Origin of the sequence: Streptomyces wuyuanensis, from assembly GCF_900103455.1 — a bacterium.
Lineage (GTDB): Bacteria > Actinomycetota > Actinomycetes > Streptomycetales > Streptomycetaceae > Streptomyces > Streptomyces wuyuanensis.
In genome coordinates, this window is sequence record NZ_FNHI01000029.1 from 21,835 (window position 1) to 37,571 (window position 15,737).

The 15,737-nt window shown below is 71.3% G+C and carries 16 protein-coding genes; 5 read left to right on the forward strand and 11 right to left on the reverse strand.

The genetic code is table 11. The features are described 5' to 3' along the window. Positions 1–39: 39 nt before the first annotated feature. Both melC2 and melC1 read right to left on the reverse strand, forming a co-directional pair. Complete coding sequence (melC2, locus tag BLT82_RS32180) at positions 40–867, reverse strand: tyrosinase MelC2 (protein WP_093661308.1); 828 nt, start codon at positions 865–867, stop codon at positions 40–42. Positions 868–884: 17 nt separating this feature from the next. Further along, complete coding sequence (gene melC1, locus BLT82_RS32185) at positions 885–1,292, reverse strand: apotyrosinase chaperone MelC1 (RefSeq protein WP_093661310.1); 408 nt, start codon at positions 1,290–1,292, stop codon at positions 885–887. Between the two features lie 433 nt (positions 1,293–1,725). Here melC1 and BLT82_RS32190 point away from each other — a divergent pair, with 433 nt between their 5' ends. Beyond that, entirely contained in the window at positions 1,726–2,505 is a 780-nt protein-coding gene (locus BLT82_RS32190; RefSeq protein WP_093661312.1) for a crotonase/enoyl-CoA hydratase family protein, read from the forward strand. A 22-nt stretch (positions 2,506–2,527) separates the two neighbouring features. On the opposite strand, the gene BLT82_RS32195 is transcribed toward BLT82_RS32190, so the two are convergent. From BLT82_RS32195 to BLT82_RS32205, 3 genes are read right to left on the reverse strand one after another with little or no spacing between them, the layout of a single operon-like run. Further along, positions 2,528–3,274, reverse strand: coding sequence for a succinate dehydrogenase/fumarate reductase iron-sulfur subunit (locus BLT82_RS32195; RefSeq protein WP_093661314.1), 747 nt, complete (start codon positions 3,272–3,274; stop codon positions 2,528–2,530). Further along, positions 3,271–5,217, reverse strand: coding sequence for a fumarate reductase/succinate dehydrogenase flavoprotein subunit (locus BLT82_RS32200; RefSeq protein ID WP_093661316.1), 1,947 nt, complete (start codon positions 5,215–5,217; stop codon positions 3,271–3,273). The genes BLT82_RS32195 and BLT82_RS32200 overlap by 4 nt, the downstream gene beginning before the upstream one ends. A 1-nt stretch (position 5,218) precedes the next feature. Beyond that, entirely contained in the window at positions 5,219–5,923 is a 705-nt protein-coding gene (locus BLT82_RS32205) for a succinate dehydrogenase (protein ID WP_093661318.1), read from the reverse strand. 85 nt (positions 5,924–6,008) lie between these two features. Between BLT82_RS32205 and BLT82_RS32210 the strand changes: the two genes are divergently transcribed. Beyond that, the gene (locus BLT82_RS32210; RefSeq protein WP_093661320.1) at positions 6,009–6,920 is read left to right on the forward strand and encodes a LysR family transcriptional regulator; all 912 of its coding nucleotides are present in this window, start codon (positions 6,009–6,011) and stop codon (positions 6,918–6,920) included. A gap of 107 nt (positions 6,921–7,027) precedes the next feature. Here BLT82_RS32210 and BLT82_RS32215 read toward each other — a convergent pair whose 3' ends face one another. Next, complete coding sequence (locus BLT82_RS32215; protein ID WP_093661482.1) at positions 7,028–7,435, reverse strand: RidA family protein; 408 nt, start codon at positions 7,433–7,435, stop codon at positions 7,028–7,030. A gap of 146 nt (positions 7,436–7,581) precedes the next feature. Between BLT82_RS32215 and BLT82_RS32220 the strand changes: the two genes are divergently transcribed. Further along, positions 7,582–7,962, forward strand: a complete 381-nt coding sequence (locus BLT82_RS32220) for a winged helix-turn-helix transcriptional regulator (protein ID WP_093661322.1) — start codon at positions 7,582–7,584, stop codon at positions 7,960–7,962. Between the two features lie 102 nt (positions 7,963–8,064). Here the strand turns inward: BLT82_RS32220 and BLT82_RS32225 are convergent, their stop codons facing one another. The 4 genes from BLT82_RS32225 to BLT82_RS32240 all read right to left on the reverse strand — a co-directional run bounded on the left by BLT82_RS32225 (position 8,065) and on the right by BLT82_RS32240 (position 12,888). After that, on the reverse strand, positions 8,065–8,586 hold the full coding sequence (locus tag BLT82_RS32225; protein ID WP_093661324.1) for a tetratricopeptide repeat protein: 522 nt from the start codon (positions 8,584–8,586) through the stop codon (positions 8,065–8,067). Between the two features lie 134 nt (positions 8,587–8,720). Continuing rightward, positions 8,721–10,892: a putative bifunctional diguanylate cyclase/phosphodiesterase gene (locus tag BLT82_RS32230; RefSeq protein ID WP_208868106.1), complete on the reverse strand. Its 2,172-nt coding sequence runs from the start codon at positions 10,890–10,892 to the stop codon at positions 8,721–8,723. Beyond that, positions 10,892–11,704 carry an SAM-dependent methyltransferase gene (locus BLT82_RS32235; protein WP_093661328.1) on the reverse strand — a complete coding sequence of 271 codons (813 nt, stop codon included), beginning with the start codon at positions 11,702–11,704 and terminating at the stop codon, positions 10,892–10,894. The genes BLT82_RS32230 and BLT82_RS32235 overlap by 1 nt, the downstream gene beginning before the upstream one ends. 227 nt (positions 11,705–11,931) lie before the next feature. Then, the gene (locus BLT82_RS32240) at positions 11,932–12,888 is read right to left on the reverse strand and encodes an SCO0930 family lipoprotein (protein WP_093661330.1); all 957 of its coding nucleotides are present in this window, start codon (positions 12,886–12,888) and stop codon (positions 11,932–11,934) included. 749 nt (positions 12,889–13,637) lie between these two features. Between BLT82_RS32240 and BLT82_RS32250 the strand changes: the two genes are divergently transcribed. Both BLT82_RS32250 and BLT82_RS32255 read left to right on the forward strand, forming a co-directional pair. Further along, positions 13,638–14,402 carry a bestrophin-like domain gene (locus BLT82_RS32250; protein WP_093661332.1) on the forward strand — a complete coding sequence of 255 codons (765 nt, stop codon included), beginning with the start codon at positions 13,638–13,640 and terminating at the stop codon, positions 14,400–14,402. A 191-nt stretch (positions 14,403–14,593) separates the two neighbouring features. Continuing rightward, the gene (locus BLT82_RS32255) at positions 14,594–15,154 is read left to right on the forward strand and encodes a hypothetical protein (protein WP_093661334.1); all 561 of its coding nucleotides are present in this window, start codon (positions 14,594–14,596) and stop codon (positions 15,152–15,154) included. Between the two features lie 112 nt (positions 15,155–15,266). On the opposite strand, the gene BLT82_RS38325 is transcribed toward BLT82_RS32255, so the two are convergent. Beyond that, positions 15,267–15,737: hypothetical protein (locus tag BLT82_RS38325; RefSeq protein ID WP_244529816.1), on the reverse strand; the 471-nt coding region annotated here is incomplete at its 5' end.

Here is a 15,737-nt window from a genome sequence, read left to right on the forward strand (position 1 = left end):
GGCACGCTGCTCGCTCCGGCCCCGGGGAGTCGGCCGGGGTCAGGCCGCCGTGTCGTAGGTGTAGTGCGGCCGGTGGTCGAGCATGTCCGCCGGGGTCACGTCGTTCCACGGGCGCATGGTGTCCCGGAGGTCCACGACGTTCGGCGTGCCGGCCGCGGGCAGGTACGGGGAGTTCGGGTGGCGCCGCTGCCACTCGGACCAGAGCTTGTCGATGAAGGCGTGGTGGAGCCAGAACACCGGGTCGTTCGGGGAGACGCCGGTCGCCATCTGACCGCCGACCCAGACGTGGACGCGGTTGTGCAGATTGACGCCGCGCCAGCCCTCAAGGTGGTTGCGGAAGCCGTCGGAGGAGCTGTTCCACGGCGGCGCGTCGTAGGTGGACATGGCCAGGACCGAGTCGACCTCGGCCTTCGTCGGGAGCTGCCGGCCGCCGGACCCCAGGGCGCGGCGCAGGAAGTCGCGGCCGTCGACGCGGACGTTGACGGCCCAGCCGCCGGACGCGGCCGCGAAGGGGCCGTCCATGACCTGGCCGTCGCGGGCGCGGCCGGTGCCGCCGAGGAAGTCGGCGGCCCACAGCGAGGAGGCGGTGGTGCGGTCGGCCGTCCAGTCCCAGTACGGGAGCGCCACGGACGGGTCCACCGACTGCAGGGCCTGCTCGAACTGGATGAGGAATCTGCGGTGCCACGGCAGGAACGACGGCGAGCGGTGACCCACGCGGTCTCCGTTGTCGGTGTCGCTCATGATGAAGGCGTTGTGCGTGGTGACGAAGGTGTCGTACTGCCCGTTCCGCTTGAGGGCGAGCAGGGCGTTGACGAACCGCCGCTTCTCGTCGGCGGTGAGCTGGGCCTGGTTCTTGCGTACGGTCATGGCGGTGGTGCTCCGGTTCAGCCGAGGGCGAGCGGGACGAGGGCGGCGCCCTGGAGTTCGGTGACGGCGGCGCGTGCGAGGGCCCGCGGTGTGGCCCGCGGCTCGTAGTGGTTGATCACGCTGATCCAGGTGCCGTCCGCGTTGCGCATGACGTGGAGTTCCTCGCCGTCTATGCGGACGGCGTAGCCGGCGCCGTGACCGCCGTGGTGTCCGCCCCCGTGACCGCCGTCGTGCATGGGACCGCCTTGTATACGGCGGCCCTTGTAGACCTCGTCGAACGAGCCCGGCACGCTGGCCGTGCCCTGGGCGCCGTGTGCCCGCGGACCGGCGGTCCGCACCGCGGCGTGTGCCGCGCCGGCAGCGGCGAGGCCGGCGGCGGTGCCCGCGGCGACGCCCAGCGCCTGGCGGCGGGTGATTCCGGACATGCATTACCCCCAAGTGGATGTGGTGGAGAGGCGGTTCGGGTGGTCGGACCGAACCGTCGTGACCATGCCTACAGGCCGCGCGCCGCCGGGCCGTAGTCGAGAGGGCCGGGATGGCCGCCATACGGACAAGTCGCCATACACAGTGCAGGGTTGAACAGTGTTGATCTTGCTGTTTGTGGCGTTCACGTGTCGTCTCGACGCAAGAACCACGGCCCAATGTGACGATCATGTGAAAAATCTTCACGAGGCGGCCATCCCGCGTGCCGGGCGTCACAGGGAAAATCTGTCCGGAAAATATGCCGAGAGCGGCTACCTGAATATCCCCATGCAAAGCCGCAGGGTCGCCGACCCTCGGGGGGTTGTGCCGGTGCCGGGCGCCCGGGAAGGATCCTCGACCGGACCCCAGGCAGGCACATCAGCGGGAGGACGAACGATGGGTGACACCCCGGCGGTACGGATCGAGCGCGACGGCCCCGTCCTCACCGTCGTCCTCAGCCGCCCCGAGGCGCGCAACGCGGTGGACGGTCCGACCGCGGCGCTGCTCGCCGACGCCTTCCGGCGGTTCGACGCGGACGAGGACGCCGCCGTCGCCGTGCTGTGGGGCGAGGGCGGCACCTTCTGCGCGGGCGCCGACCTCAAGGCCATCGGTACCGAACGCGGCAACACGGTCACCGCAGACGGCGACGGTCCGATGGGCCCGACCCGGATGCGGCTGGGCAAGCCCGTGATCGCCGCGGTCTCCGGCCATGCCGTGGCCGGCGGCCTGGAGCTCGCCCTCTGGTGCGATCTGCGGGTCGTCGAGGACGACGCGGTCTTCGGGGTGTTCTGCCGCCGCTGGGGCGTCCCCCTGATCGACGGCGGCACCGTACGGCTCCCGCGGCTCATCGGAGAGAGCCGCGCCATGGACCTGATCCTCACCGGCCGTCCCGTGCCGGCCGCCGAGGCGTACGACATCGGCCTCGCCAACCGGCTGGTCCCGCCCGGGGAGTCCCGGCGCGCGGCCGAACGGCTCGCCCGCGAGATCGCCGCGTTCCCGCAGCTGTGCCTGCGCCACGACCGGCTCTCCGCGATGGAGCAGCACGGCCTGCCGGAGCCCGAGGCGCTCGCCGGCGAGCACCGGCACGGACTCGTACCGCTGCACGCCGGTGAGACGCGGTCGGGCGCGGACCGCTTCGCCGAAGGCGCGGGCCGTCACGGCTCGTTCGCGGACTGACGCCCCGTGGCGGCCGGCTCCTCTACCGCTTGACCTTCCGCGTGGCGCGCAGCCACTCGCGGTTCATCGTGGTGATGGACGGGAGCGGAATGCCCTTCGGGCACGCCGTCGCGCACTCCCCGGTGAGGGTGCAGCCGCCGAAGCCCTCCTCGTCCATGGCCGCGACCATGTCGAGCACCCGGGTCTCGCGCTCGGGCCCGCCCTGCGGGAGCACGTTGAGGTGGTTGATCTTCGCCGAGGTGAAGAGCATCGCCGAGCCGTTGGGACAGGCCGCGACGCACGCCCCGCAGCCGATGCACTCGGCGTGCTCGAATGCGGCGTCGGCGTCCGCCTTGGGCACCGGCGTGGCGTGCGCCTCCGGGGCGGAGCCCGTCGGCACGGAGATGTAGCCACCGGCCTGGATGATCCGGTCGAAGGCCGAGCGGTCCACGACCAGGTCCTTCACCACGGGGAAGGCGGAGGCGCGCCACGGCTCGACGTCGATCGTGTCGCCGTCCTCGAAGGACCGCATGTGGAGCTGGCAGGTGGTCGTGCGCTCCGGGCCGTGCGCGTCACCGTTGATCACCAGCGAGCAGGCGCCGCAGATGCCCTCGCGGCAGTCGTGGTCGAAGGCGACCGGCTCCTCACCGCGGAGGATGAGCTCCTCGTTGAGGGTGTCGAGCATCTCCAGGAACGACATGTCCCGGGAGATGCCGTCCACCTCGTAGGTGACCATGGCGCCGGGTGCGTCGGCGTTCTTCTGGCGCCAGACGCGCAGTCTGAGCTTCATGCGTAGCTCCGCTGGGTGGGGTGGACGTAGTCGAAGACGAGGTCTTCCTTGTGCAGGACGGGCGCGGCGCCGGTGCCGGTGAACTCCCAGGCGGCGGCGTAGGAGAACTCCCCGTCCCTGCGCTCCGCCTCGCCGTCCGCGGTCTGGGACTCCTCCCGGAAGTGGCCGCCGCAGGACTCCGACCGGTGCAGTGCGTCGAGGCACATCAGCTCGGCCAGTTCCAGGTAGTCGACGATGCGGTTGGCCTTCTCCAGCGACTGGTTGAACTCCTCGCCGGTGCCCGGCACCTTGATCCGGCGCCAGAACTCCTCGCGGATCTGCGGGATCCGGTCGAGCGCCTTGCGCAGCCCGGCGTCGGTGCGGGCCATGCCGCAGAACTCCCACATCAGCTCGCCGATCTCGCGGTGGAACGAGTCGGGCGTACGGTCGCCGTCGACGGAGAGCAGCAGGCTCAGCCGGTCCTCGGTCTCGGCGAGCGCCTCCACGACCGCGGGGTGCTCCGCGTCCACGGCCTCCGCGTGGGGATGGCGGGCCAGATAGTCGTTGATGGTCGACGGCAGGACGAAGTAGCCGTCGGCGAGGCCCTGCATCAGCGCGGAGGCGCCGAGCCGGTTGGCTCCGTGGTCGGAGAAGTTGGCCTCGCCGATCGCGAACAGGCCGGGCACGGACGTCTGGAGGTCGTAGTCGACCCACAGACCGCCCATCGTGTAGTGCACGGCCGGATAGATCCGCATCGGCACCTCGTACGGGTTCTCCGCGGTGATCCGCTCGTACATGTCGAAGAGGTTGCCGTACTTCTCCTCGACCTTGTCCCGGCCCATGCGGCGGATCGCGTCCGCGAAGTCGAGGTACACGCCCTGGCCGCCGGGTCCGACACCGCGGCCCTCGTCGCAGACGTTCTTCGCCGCACGGGAGGCGATGTCGCGCGGGACGAGGTTGCCGAAGGACGGATAGATGCGCTCGAGGTAGTAGTCGCGCTCGTCCTCGGGGATCTCGTTGGCGGGGCGCGTGTCGCCCTGTGCCTTCGGCACCCAGATCCGGCCGTCGTTGCGCAGCGACTCGCTCATCAGCGTCAGCTTGGACTGGTGGTCGCCGGTGCGCGGAATGCACGTGGGGTGGATCTGGGTGAAGCACGGGTTGGCGAAGTACGCGCCGCGCCGATGGGCCCGCCAGACGGCCGTGGCGTTGGAGTTCATCGCGTTCGTCGACAGGTAGAAGACGTTGCCGTAGCCGCCCGTGGCCAGGACCACGGCATCGGCGAAGTACGTGTCGATCCGGCCCGTGATCAGGTCGCGGGCCACGATGCCCCGGGCCCGCCCGTCGACGACGACCAGGTCGAGCATCTCGGTGCGCGGATGCATCTCGACGTTGCCCGCCGCGATCTGCCGGGACAGCGCCTGGTAGGCGCCGAGCAGCAGTTGCTGGCCGGTCTGGCCGCGGGCGTAGAACGTACGGGAGACCTGGACACCGCCGAAGGACCGGGTGTCCAGCAGCCCGCCGTACTCCCTCGCGAAGGGCACGCCCTGGGCGACGCACTGGTCGATGATCTCGACGGAGATCTGGGCGAGCCGGTGGACGTTGGACTCCCGTGCCCGGAAGTCGCCGCCCTTGACCGTGTCGTAGAAGAGGCGGTGGATGGAGTCGCCGTCGTTGCGGTAGTTCTTGGCCGCGTTGATGCCGCCCTGGGCGGCGATGGAGTGGGCCCGGCGCGGGGAGTCCTGGTAGCAGAACTGGACGACGTGGTAGCCCTGTTCGGCGAGGGTCGCGCCGGCCGAGCCGCCGGCGAGTCCCGTGCCGACCACGATCACGGTGTGCTTGCGGCGGTTGGCCGGGTTGACCAGTTTCGCCTCGAAGCGGCGGCGGTCCCAGCGGTCGGCGATGGGGCCGTCGGGCGCCTTGGTGTCGGCGATCGGGGCGCCGGTCTCGTAGTTCGTATAACTCATGTCAGCTCACGACTCCGGTCATGACGGCGACGGGTACCGAGATGAAGCCCACCGTCAGCACCAGCGCGAGGCCGTTGGCGGCGGTCTTGAGGGCGCGGTCGCGGCGTACGCTGCCCGCGCCGAGGGTCTGGGCGGCGCTCCAGAACCCGTGGCGGATGTGCAGGCCGAGGGCGAGCATCGCGGTGAGGTAGACGGCGTTGCCGTAGGGGGTGGAGAAGGTCGCGACGACGTTCTCGTACGGCCTGCCCGGCTGGGCGTTCTCGTTGACGGTGAGCGTGGTCAGGTCCAGCAGGTGCCAGACGATGAACAGCCCGAGGATGATGCCGCCCCAGCGCATGGTGCGGGTGGCGTAGCTCGCGCGCCGGCGCTTGTGGACGTACTTGCTCGGGCGGGCCCGGATGTCCCGCCGGCTGAGCTGGTACGCCGACACGCCGTGCAGTACGACGGCGGCGAGGAGGACGACGCGGACGATCCAGAGCGCCCACTCGTAGTGGAGGAACGGCTCGCCCAGGGTGCGCAGCCAGTGGGCGTAGCCGTTGAACTCGTCGGAGCCGAAGAAGATCTTGAGGTTGCCCAGCATGTGGACGACCAGGTAGCCGAGCATGATCAGGCCGGTCACGGCCATCACCGTCTTCTTGCCGACGGTCGATCCCCAGAGCGTGCGCGTCATGGACGGCCGTCGGCCCGTCCGCGTTGCCAGAGCCATGGACACAGACGCTAGGCGGGGAGGTGCCGAGAGGTCCAAGACATGGTCCGGCTGATCTCGATAGCCAGGGGCTATCGTGGGTGGTATGCAGTTCCAGCAGCTCCAGTACTTCGTGGCCGTCGCGGAGACCCGGCACTTCACCCGGGCCGCGGAGCGCGTGCACGTCTCCCAGCCCTCGCTGTCGCAGCAGATCCGGGCGCTGGAGAAGGAGCTGGGGGCGGAGTTGTTCAGCCGGGCGCGGGGCAACATCGCCCTCACCGACGCGGGCGAGGCGCTGCTGCCGCTGGCCCGGCGGATCCTCGCCGACGCGGACACGGCCCGGCACGAGGTGCAGGAGCTGGCGCAGCTGCGGCGCGGCCGGGTGCGGCTGGGCGCGACGCCGAGCCTGTGCACGGGTCTGCTCCCGGACGTGCTGCGCGCCTTCCACGATCTCCATCCGGGCATCGAGTTGCTGATCGAGGAGGGCGGCTCGCACGACCTCGTACGGGAGCTGGCGCGCGGCGCGCTCGATCTGGCGCTGGTGGTGCTGCCGCTGCCGACCCCGTCACCGGCGCTGACGACGGTGGAGCTGCTTCAGGAGGACCTGGTGGTGGTCTCCTCGGCCGCCTCCCCGGCGCCGCGCCGCCCGGTGCGGATCGCCGACCTCCAGGGCGAGCCGCTGGTGATGTTCCGGCACGGGTACGACCTGCGGGAGCTCACGGTCGCGGCGTGCCGCGCGGAGGGCTTCGAGCCGGCGTTCACGGTGGAGGGCGGGGAGATGGACGCGGTCCTCGGCTTCGTACGGGCGGGACTCGGCCTGGCGGTCGTCCCCCGTATGGTCGCGGCACGCGCGGGCCGCGACCTGCGGGTCACCGCTCTCGCCCGCCCCGGCCTGCGCCGCACGATCGCGCTGGCCCACCGCAGCGACGTGGCCCCGCCGCGGGCGGCCCGTGAACTCCAGCGCCTGCTGCTGCGGACGCGCACGGCGGCTCCGCAGGGGCAGGGCACCGACGCGTGAGCGCGGGTCCCGCGGACGCGCACGGCGGCTCGGCAGGGGCCGGGCGCCGACGTACGAGCCGCGGGGTTCCGGCACCCGCCGTCACCCGGCTGTGCTGCTGCGGCCACTCAGTCGATCACGGCGGTGGCTTCGATCTCGACCAGGTGCTCGGGTACGGCCAGGGCCGCGACGCCCAGCAGGGTGCCCGGCGGCACCGGGGTGCCCCCCAGCGTCGCGGCCGCCCGCGCGACGCCCTCCAGGAAGAGCGGCATCTTGTCGGGAGTCCAGTCGACGACGTACACGGTCAGCTTGGCCACGTCGTCGAACGTGGCACCCACCCCGGCCAGCGCGGTGCCGACGTTGAGATAGCACTGCTCGACCTGGGTGGCGAGGTCGCCCTCGCCGACCACGGCCCCGTCGGCGTCCCAGGCGACCTGCCCGGCGACGAAGACCAGTTTCGAGCCGGAAGCGACCGACACCTGGTGGTAGGAGTCGATCTCCGGCAGTCCGCCGGGGTTCACCAATCTGACGGTCATGCTGCCCGCCTCCTCGTCCTGGCTGCGAGTGCCCTGGTTCCGGTCCACCGGACGCGGGCTCACTCGGTCTCTTGTGGTTACCCGGTAACCGTAGGAGAGTGGCCTCTGACATGGAAGAACGCACTTTTCGGTGACTGAGGAACCTGATGGTGACCAAGCAGTTCACAGGCGCGCCCGACGAAGCGGACCTCCGGCGCGCGGATTCCCTGGCACGAGAGATATTCGCGGACGTCGCCAACAAGTGGGCGCTCCTGATCATCGAGGCGCTCGGCGAGCGGACCCTGCGCTTCGGCGAGCTGCGCAACGAGGTCGACGGCATCAGTCACAAGATGCTCACCCAGAACCTGCGCATGCTGGAGCGCAACGGACTGGCCGACCGCAGGGTGCACCCCACCGTGCCGCCGCGGGTCGAGTACAGCCTCACCGAGCCGGGACGGGCGCTGCGGGAGACGGTGCACACGATGTGCGACTGGACGCACCGGTACCTCGGGCACATCGAGGCCTCCCGCGGCCGCTTCGACGCCTGACGGCCCTCCCGCTCCGCTCCCGGCGCGCTCCGGTCCAGGGCGGACGCTCAGCCGGCCGGGTCCCGGAAGCCCCGTCGCCCGGCGCGCCCCGGTCCCGGACGCTCAGCCGCCCGGCTCGACCAGCAGCCGCGCGTAGCCGGCCATCGAGCGCTGGTAGCGCGGCAGATGGGGGGCCAGCGCACCCAGCACCAGCGACAGGCCCTCCCGTTCCCGGCCGAGGTTCGCGAGGCACAGGGCGAGGGTGGCGCGGACGGCGTCGTCGAGTTCGTCGGAGGGCGCGTCGAGTTCCGGCTCGAGCAGGGCAACGCCCTCCTTCGCACGACCGACGTTGCGCAGCGAGCTCGCCAGCTGAATCCTGGCGCGGCGGCCGCGGTAACCGGCGAGTCCCCGCCGCAGCGCGTCCTGGTACAGGGCCACCGCGTCGCCGGAGTGGCCCGTCGAGTCGAAGGCGCACGCCCGTTCGAAGGGCCCCACCGGGCTGTCCTCGGGCAGCTCGGCCACGAGAGCGTCGACCGCGGCGCGGAACTCCGCCTCGCGTCCGGCCGCCGCGTGGTCGTCGAAGGCGGCCCAGAGGGCCGCGAGGCGCCCTTCCCAGTCCGAGTTGATCCCGTGCTCCTCGTCCATGCGGTTCACCCTGGCCCCTGACGGACCCGTACGGCAACCGCTTTGGCCCTCGGCCGGCCTCGCGCGGACGGCCGGGCCGCGGCCCCCACCGGTCTCCCTGCGGGGGCTCCGGCCCGGGCCCGAAGCACCCCGGACTACACCGCGTCCGCGAGCGACAGCGTGTGGAGCCGGTCCGGCGGGCCCGGCCTGGCGTAGTACCAGCCCTGGGCCGTGTCGCAGCCCAACTGGCGCAGTTGCTCGGCCTGGACGCCGGTTTCGACGCCCTCGACCGTCACCGCCAGTTCGAGGCTGTGGGCGAGCGAGACGATCCCCTCGACGATCTTCCGGTCCACCGGGTCCGCCGGGTGCTGCTGCATGCCCTGGGTGAAGGAGCGGTCCAGCTTGAGCACGCTCACGGGGAGCCGCCGTAGATTGGCCAGGTTCGAGTAGCCGGTGCCGAAGTCGTCGAGGGCGATGTCGACACCCATCTCGGCCAGTTGCCGCAGCGGTTTGAGGAGGTCCTCGTCCGCCCCGATCAGCGCGGACTCGGTGACCTCCAGGCACAGCGCACCGGGCGGGAGGCCCGAGCGCTCCAGCACGTCCACCGTGTCGGCGACCAGACCCGGGTGGTGCAGCTGGGTCGGGGACAGGTTGACGTTGATCCGCAACGGGGGTGCGGAGCGGTCCCGATCGGCCTGCTCGTGCCAGGACCGCGCCTGCCGCACGGCCTCCTGGAGGACCCAGCGGCCGAGCGGCACGATCAGCCCGGTGTGCTCGGCGAGCGGGATGAAGTGGTCCGGTCCGAGGACCCCGTGCTGCGGGTGCGACCAGCGCACCAGCGCCTCCGCGCCGTGCACCCGGCCGTCGCCGAGGTGCACGAGGGGCTGGTACTCGATGAAGAACTCGCCCCGCTCCAGGGCCGCCGGGAGCGCCGTGGTCAGCCCGTGCCGGGTGATCGCGCGGGCGTCCGCCTCCGGGTCGGCGAGTTCGAAGCGGTTCCCGCCCGCGGACTTGGCCCGGTACATGGTGATGTCCGCGCTGCGCAGGACCTCCGCCGAGGTCCGCTCCCCTGCCGCCGGCCCCTCGACGATCCCGATGCTGCCCCGGACGCTGATCTCCCGGCCGTCGAGGGTCACGGGTGCGGCCAGCGCGGCGAGGATCCGGGTGGCGAGTTCGCTCACCTCGTGCTGCGTCTCCCGGCCGGTGGTCAGCGCCACGAACTCGTCGCCGCCCAGCCTGGCCACCATCTCCCCGGGGGCGGTGGCGCAGCTCTGCAGCCGGTCGGCGACCTCGACGAGCAGCCGGTCGCCGGCCGAATGGCCGAGGCTGTCGTTGATCGCCTTGAAGCCGTCGAGGTCGAGGTAGCAGAGCCCGAAGCGGGCCCCGTCGCCGGCCGCCAGCGCCTTCTCCAGGCGCTCGAAGAACAGGGTCCTGTTGGGCAGCCCGGTGAGCGCGTCGTGCGTCGCCTCGTACCTCAGCCGGAGATTGAGCAGCCGCCGTTCGGTGGTGTCCTCCATCAGAGCCAGCTGGTACTGGGGCATGCCGTCGGCGTCCCGCAGCAGCGACACGGTGAGATTGGTCCAGAGCACCGTGCCGTCGTTGCGGTAGAAGGGCTTCTCGACCCGGTAGTGCTCGCGTTCACCGCGTACGAGCTCGTCGTACATGTTCCAGGTCTGCGGCCGGTCCTCGGGGTGTGCCCATTCGTTCACCTTGCGACCGCGGACATGGTGCTCCAGTCCGCCGAACATCCGGGTCAGCGTGTCGTTGACCTCCAGGACGTTGCCGTCGAGGTCGGCGATCCCGATGCCGATCGCCGCGTCCTCGAAGACCGCGCGGAAGCGCGTCTCGGTGGCGTGCAGGGCCTCCATGGCCACGCTGCGCGCCGCCAGCGCCGAGCGGGCGATGGCCTCCTGCTCGGTGAGGGTGCGTTCCCGCAGGGCGAGGGCGTACCCGGCGGCGAGCGCGTGCTGCAGTCTGGCGCAACGGGCCCGGCTGTCCTCCGCCGACTCCCGGTCGTTCCCGCAGTAGAGGACCAGGTAGGCGTCGACCACGCCGAGCGTACGGCTGAGGGCGTCCGGGTCCGTGCAGTGGGCGTCGACGAGGGCGGCCCCGACCCGCTGGGCCGCCGCGGAGTCGAACGGGCGCGTGTGCAGCGCCTCGCTCAACTCCCGTGCCAGCGGCAGCAGGTGCCGCTCGAACTCGGGACGGGTCAGCGACGTGGCGGTGACGGGGAAGATCGCCCGGCTCCAGATGGTCGCGAACCGTCTGAGTCTGTCCTCCGGGTCGTCCGGGCCCGCCGCCGAGCCCGCTTCCTGCGAGGGCGTCATCACGCCTTGCGCCCCACCCCTGCGTAACCGGAGAACGCGAACGGATCCTCCTGCGCGGCCGGTGTCTCGGGCCGCCAGTCCGGCATGGACACCAGTCCGGGCTCCACCATCTCGAACCCGTCGAAGAACCCGGCGATCTCCTCCCTCGAACGCATCACGAGCGGGTTGCGGATGTCCTTGTAGACCCCGACGGCGCCGCCTGCCTGCTCCTTGGGCAGCGGAATGCCCTCGTAGGAGGCATGGGTGACGATGACGAGGCTCCCGGGCGCCAGCGCGTCGCGCAGCTCGGCGACGGACCGCTGGGGATCGTCGGAGTCCTCCAGGAAGTGGAGCACGGCGACGAGCAGCAGGGCCACGGGCCGTTCGAGGTCCAGCAGCCGGGTGGTCTCGCCGTGCGCGAAGATGTCGGCCGGCTTGCGCAGATCGGCCTGGACGATGCCGGCCCTCTCGTTGCCTTCGAGCACGGCCTGGCTGTGGGCGACGGCGACCGGGTCGTGGTCGACGTACACCACCCGGGCCTCGGGGGCGGCCGTCTGCGCGACCTCGTGGGTGTTGCCGAACGTCGGTATGCCGGAGCCGATGTCCAGGAACTGGCTGACGCCCTCGCTCAGGGCGTAACGTACGGCGCGGCGCATGAAAGCCCGGTTCGCCTGCATGATCTTGGGGAGCCCCGGCAGGAACTGCATGGCCTTCCGGGCGGCTTCACGATCGACTTCGAAGTTGTGCGAGCCGCCCAGGTAGTAGTCGTAAATGCGGGACACGCTCGGCACCGAGATGTCGATGCCCGGCGGGGCCCAGGCGGGACGCTCCATTGATGTCTCCAACAAGTCGCCACGGGGGTTAACGGCCATTGCCATGGCCGGTGTTCGAGCCGAGGCTACTGATCGCCCGCCAAGAGAGCGAGCAGAAACGGAAATTAACGGTCCGTTCTTGGTCACACGCCACCGGCACGTGCTGGCCGGAACCACCGCAAACAGCCGGCCCGCCGCACGCGGGAGGCGTGGCGGCGGGCCGGTGGCCGGAGGCGCTGCATGGGGACTTACTTGGGCGCTCCGACCGGCTTGCCCTGGGGCGACACGGCGTACCACGTGCCGCCCACTCCCTGGCCGTTGGTGTCACCGGGCTTCTTGTCGCCCGCGAAGGTGTAGATCGGCCAGCAGTCGATGGTCTGCTGCTTGATTCCGTCGGGGCGGTCGAAGGTGACGAAGCCCTTCTTCAGAATGCCTTCCGTGTCGTTCTTGTCGACGGGCGCGACGACCGGCCACTTCTCCAGGCACGCACCCGTGCAGGCGGTCTTCATCGGCCAGGCCGAGTCCTTCATGAAGCGGTAGACAGTCATTCCGTTCTTGTCGACGACGATCTCGCCGAGCTTCGGGTCCTTGCGGACGGAAAGGCCCGCGAGGTCCGCGGACTCCCCGCCCGCCTCCTCGCCGCCGCCCCCGCCGAGGGCGGCCTTCTTGCCGTCCGGCGCCGAGGCGTACCAGGTGCCGCCGACACCCTGGCCGTTGGCGTCACCGGGCTTGGTGTCCTTCGCGTAGCGGTACATCGGCCAGCCGCCGACGGTGAGCTGCTTGGTGCCGTCGGCGCGGGTGACCGAGCCGATCAGCGAGGCGTCGGTCCCGGGGGCCGGCGTGACATCGCCTGCGGCCACCACCGGCCAGGCCTTGGCGCAGTCGCCGTTGCAGTTCGACGTCACCGGGTCGACTGAGTCCTTGTCGAAGCGGTACAGGGTCAAGCCCTCGCTGTCGGTGAGCACCTTGCCGAGCTTCTTGCTCTCCCACACGGCGAGTTGGCCCGCCGTCCTCGGCTTGGCGTCCGCCGCACCGGCGCCGTAACCCGATCCGTAGCCGCTGTTGGCGGCCGGCTGCCCTGCGGGGTTGACCGCTCCGACGGCCTGGCCGTTCGGCTGCGCCTCCGTCTCCTGACCGCACGCCGTCGTCAGCGCGAGTACAGCCGCCGCGGTCACCGCGAGCGAGGCGTTCCGCCAGGTCTTCATGTCAACTCCCGTAGCCCGGTGTCCGTTGTGGCGCCTGGGTGCGCCGTTCATGGCCCTAGGTACGCGCGGGGAGGCGGGGTGTGTTCAACGGCCTGCGGAAAAAATCTCCGCGGGCCTCCAAACACGATCTCCGGACAACCCCTCCATCAGGCGAATCGCCCGCGCTACGGGCGTGTCCGGCGCTCTCGTGGATCATGCTCACCGGCGTGTACGGATCGCTCGTCGCGCGGCTGTTGTCGGCCGCCGCACTCACCTGGCTGCTGACGGCCCCGTTGCCCGCCGCCGCCGACTCCTGCTCGTACGCCTCGATCGGCCCCGGCGGGCCGAACGGGCCGGACTCCTCCGTCGCGATCGCCGGCGGCGCCCACTGCGCGGCCGGCCCGGTCCCCGAACCGCCACCGCCCCCGCCACCCGAACCACCCCCACCTCCACCACCGCCACCACCGCCACCACCGCCACCACCACCGCCTCCGCCCGACCCTCCACCGCCTCCGCCGCCTCCGCCGCCACCCGCGCCGCCCCGGATCGAGCCGGCTCCGCCATCACCTCCGCCACCGTCCCCGCCCCCGAAGGCCCGCCCCGCACCACCGCCGCCCACCCCGGTCGCCCTCCCCCACTACCGCAGGCCCCAGCGCGAGGAGCCGCGGGGCGGGCCCTCGCTGGTCTCCCTCACGCTCCTGGTCACCGCGCCCGCCGTGCTCGCCGCGGCGTTCCTTCGCCCCCGATCCCGCTAGCCCCCGGAGGTTCACTTGTCGGAGTGGGTCGTACTGTCCATCGCCATGGCCGCGGCCTGTGCGGTCGTCCTCGCCATCACGGTCATCAACCAACGACGGGTCGCCGACGACGACGACCCGTCGGAGACCCCGGACGTCATCGAGTACATGACGATGATGATCGGCGTGGTCTACGCGATCGTGCTCGGACTGGCCATCGCGGGCGTCTGGGAGGCGCGCGGCGCGGCGGAGGACTCGGTACGTCACGAAGCCCAGGCGCTTCACGAGGTGAGCGCACGCGCCGAGGTCTATCCGGCAGAGGCGCGGGCCCGTATCCGGGACAGCGTCGACGCCTATGTCTCACACGTCGTGAACACCGAGTGGCGCCATATGGTCGAGAAGGGCGAGCTGACCGCGGAAGGCACCCGGCTGCTCGAACAGATGCGCAGGGACGTGACGGACTACGTGCCGAAGAACGACCACGAGGGCCAGGCGTACCAGCCGCTCGTCGACCAGGTGGCGGCCGTCGACGACGCCCGGGGGGCCCGGCAACAGGGCGCCGAGGCGACGATGCCGGGGGTGGTGTGGTTCGGCCTGGTCACGGGCGCGGTGGTCACCGTCGGCCTGATCTTCACCCTGCAGATCCGCCGGACGTTCCGGGAGTTGCTGCTGGCGGGCCTGTTCAGCGCGCTAATCGCGTTCCTGCTCTTCCTGATCTGGGATTTCGACGCGCCGTTCGGCCGGGGCCTCTCGGCCACACCCGGACCGTTCACGGAACTCTTCCCGCACGTCCTCGGCTGAGCACGACACCTCCGGGTGGCGCAAGCCGGGGAAAGCTCCGGTGCGCCACTCGGGGGACAAGCGTGCCCCATTCGTCCGTCTGAGATCGCGGGGGTGAATGCGCACTTCTAGCGTTTCGGTCATCGAGGTGCATTCCCTGCCCTTGTGGAAATCCCTTCCGCAACTGCTCCTCGGGGACCCGGAGGATTGCCATGCGCGCGATACCCGTCGCGTCCGCCGCTCTCATGGGAGCGGCCGCCCTCGCTCTGACCCTTCCCACCGCGGCGGCGGACACCGCCGACGGTGCCGGCGGCAGCGTCCACAAGCAGCCGTTCTCGTTCGCCGTCACCCCGTCGACCGTCGCCCCGGGCGGCACGGTCACCCTGGGCGTGTCCGGCTGCAGCACGACGGCCACGGCCTCGTCGGGCGTGTTCGACACCGTGACCATTCCTCCGCGCCAGACCGGCACGGCGCGGGTCGACCTGGACGCACGGCGCGGTGCCGTGTACTCGGTCCAGTTCACGTGCAACAACCAGACCGGCACCACCGACCTCACCATCTCCGGCGGCAGTGGCGCGGCCGCCACTCCGACGATCCGCTCCACCAGCACGGCCGCGGCCCAACCCCAGCCCCAGGGCGTCAAGGGCGGTCTGGGCGGCAGCATCGGCGGCCTGAACGCGGTCGAGATCGCCGCGGGCTCCGTGCTCGTGCTGGCCGCGTCCGGCGGCATCGTCTACGTGGTGCGCCGCCGTTCGGGCAGCCGGCTGCACTGACCTTCTCGTTGCCGGCCCCGTCCCATTCCGCGCCCGCAACGCCCGTCGCCCCGAGTCCTGGATCAGGACTCGGGGCGACGGGCGGTGAAGGCCGACCGGGAGGTTCGGCCGGTCAGGCCTCTCCGCTGGTCATGCTGCGGCGGCGCCGGATGAGGTACAGGGCGCCACCGACGGCCGCCGTGGCGACGAGACCGCCACCCACGGCCATCTCCGTGCTGGAAGGGCCCTGCGAACCACCGAGACCGCCCTGGGCGCCGCGGCCCGAGAGCACGATGAAGGTCCGCGTCGCGATCCGGTTGCTGTCGTGGCACCTGACGGCCAGGTTGTACTGGCCCGGGGTCGCGCGGTCGAAGATGCGGGCCGTGGCGACCGCGACGCCCTCCCCGCCCCGGAAGTTGTCGAAGCGGTCGCGGTCGTTGCGACGATTGTCGTTGTGGCCGTTGTCGTTCCGGCGGTTGTCGTTGCGACCCTCGTTGCCACGGCCGTTGTTGTTGCCACCCTGATCGTTGCGGCCGTTGTCGTTGCGACCCTCGTTGCCACGGCCGTTGTTGTTGCCGCCCTGGTCATTGCGGCCGTTGTTGTT

Coding starts and splice junctions, on each gene's coding strand:
- melC1 (WP_093661310.1), bottom strand. CDS start 1,292: ATGTCCGGAATCACCCGCCGCCAGGCGCTGGGCGTCGCCGCGGGCACC.
- BLT82_RS32225 (WP_093661324.1), bottom strand. CDS start 8,586: ATGGACGAGGAGCACGGGATCAACTCGGACTGGGAAGGGCGCCTCGCG.
- BLT82_RS32240 (WP_093661330.1), bottom strand. CDS start 12,888: ATGAAGACCTGGCGGAACGCCTCGCTCGCGGTGACCGCGGCGGCTGTA.
- BLT82_RS32205 (WP_093661318.1), bottom strand. CDS start 5,923: ATGGCTCTGGCAACGCGGACGGGCCGACGGCCGTCCATGACGCGCACG.
- BLT82_RS32230 (WP_208868106.1), bottom strand. CDS start 10,892: ATGACGCCCTCGCAGGAAGCGGGCTCGGCGGCGGGCCCGGACGACCCG.
- BLT82_RS32255 (WP_093661334.1), top strand. CDS start 14,594: ATGCGCGCGATACCCGTCGCGTCCGCCGCTCTCATGGGAGCGGCCGCC.
- BLT82_RS32195 (WP_093661314.1), bottom strand. CDS start 3,274: ATGAAGCTCAGACTGCGCGTCTGGCGCCAGAAGAACGCCGACGCACCC.
- BLT82_RS32235 (WP_093661328.1), bottom strand. CDS start 11,704: ATGGAGCGTCCCGCCTGGGCCCCGCCGGGCATCGACATCTCGGTGCCG.
- BLT82_RS32215 (WP_093661482.1), bottom strand. CDS start 7,435: ATGACCGTCAGATTGGTGAACCCCGGCGGACTGCCGGAGATCGACTCC.
- BLT82_RS32200 (WP_093661316.1), bottom strand. CDS start 5,217: ATGAGTTATACGAACTACGAGACCGGCGCCCCGATCGCCGACACCAAG.
- BLT82_RS32210 (WP_093661320.1), top strand. CDS start 6,009: ATGCAGTTCCAGCAGCTCCAGTACTTCGTGGCCGTCGCGGAGACCCGG.
- BLT82_RS32220 (WP_093661322.1), top strand. CDS start 7,582: ATGGTGACCAAGCAGTTCACAGGCGCGCCCGACGAAGCGGACCTCCGG.
- BLT82_RS32190 (WP_093661312.1), top strand. CDS start 1,726: ATGGGTGACACCCCGGCGGTACGGATCGAGCGCGACGGCCCCGTCCTC.
- melC2 (WP_093661308.1), bottom strand. CDS start 867: ATGACCGTACGCAAGAACCAGGCCCAGCTCACCGCCGACGAGAAGCGG.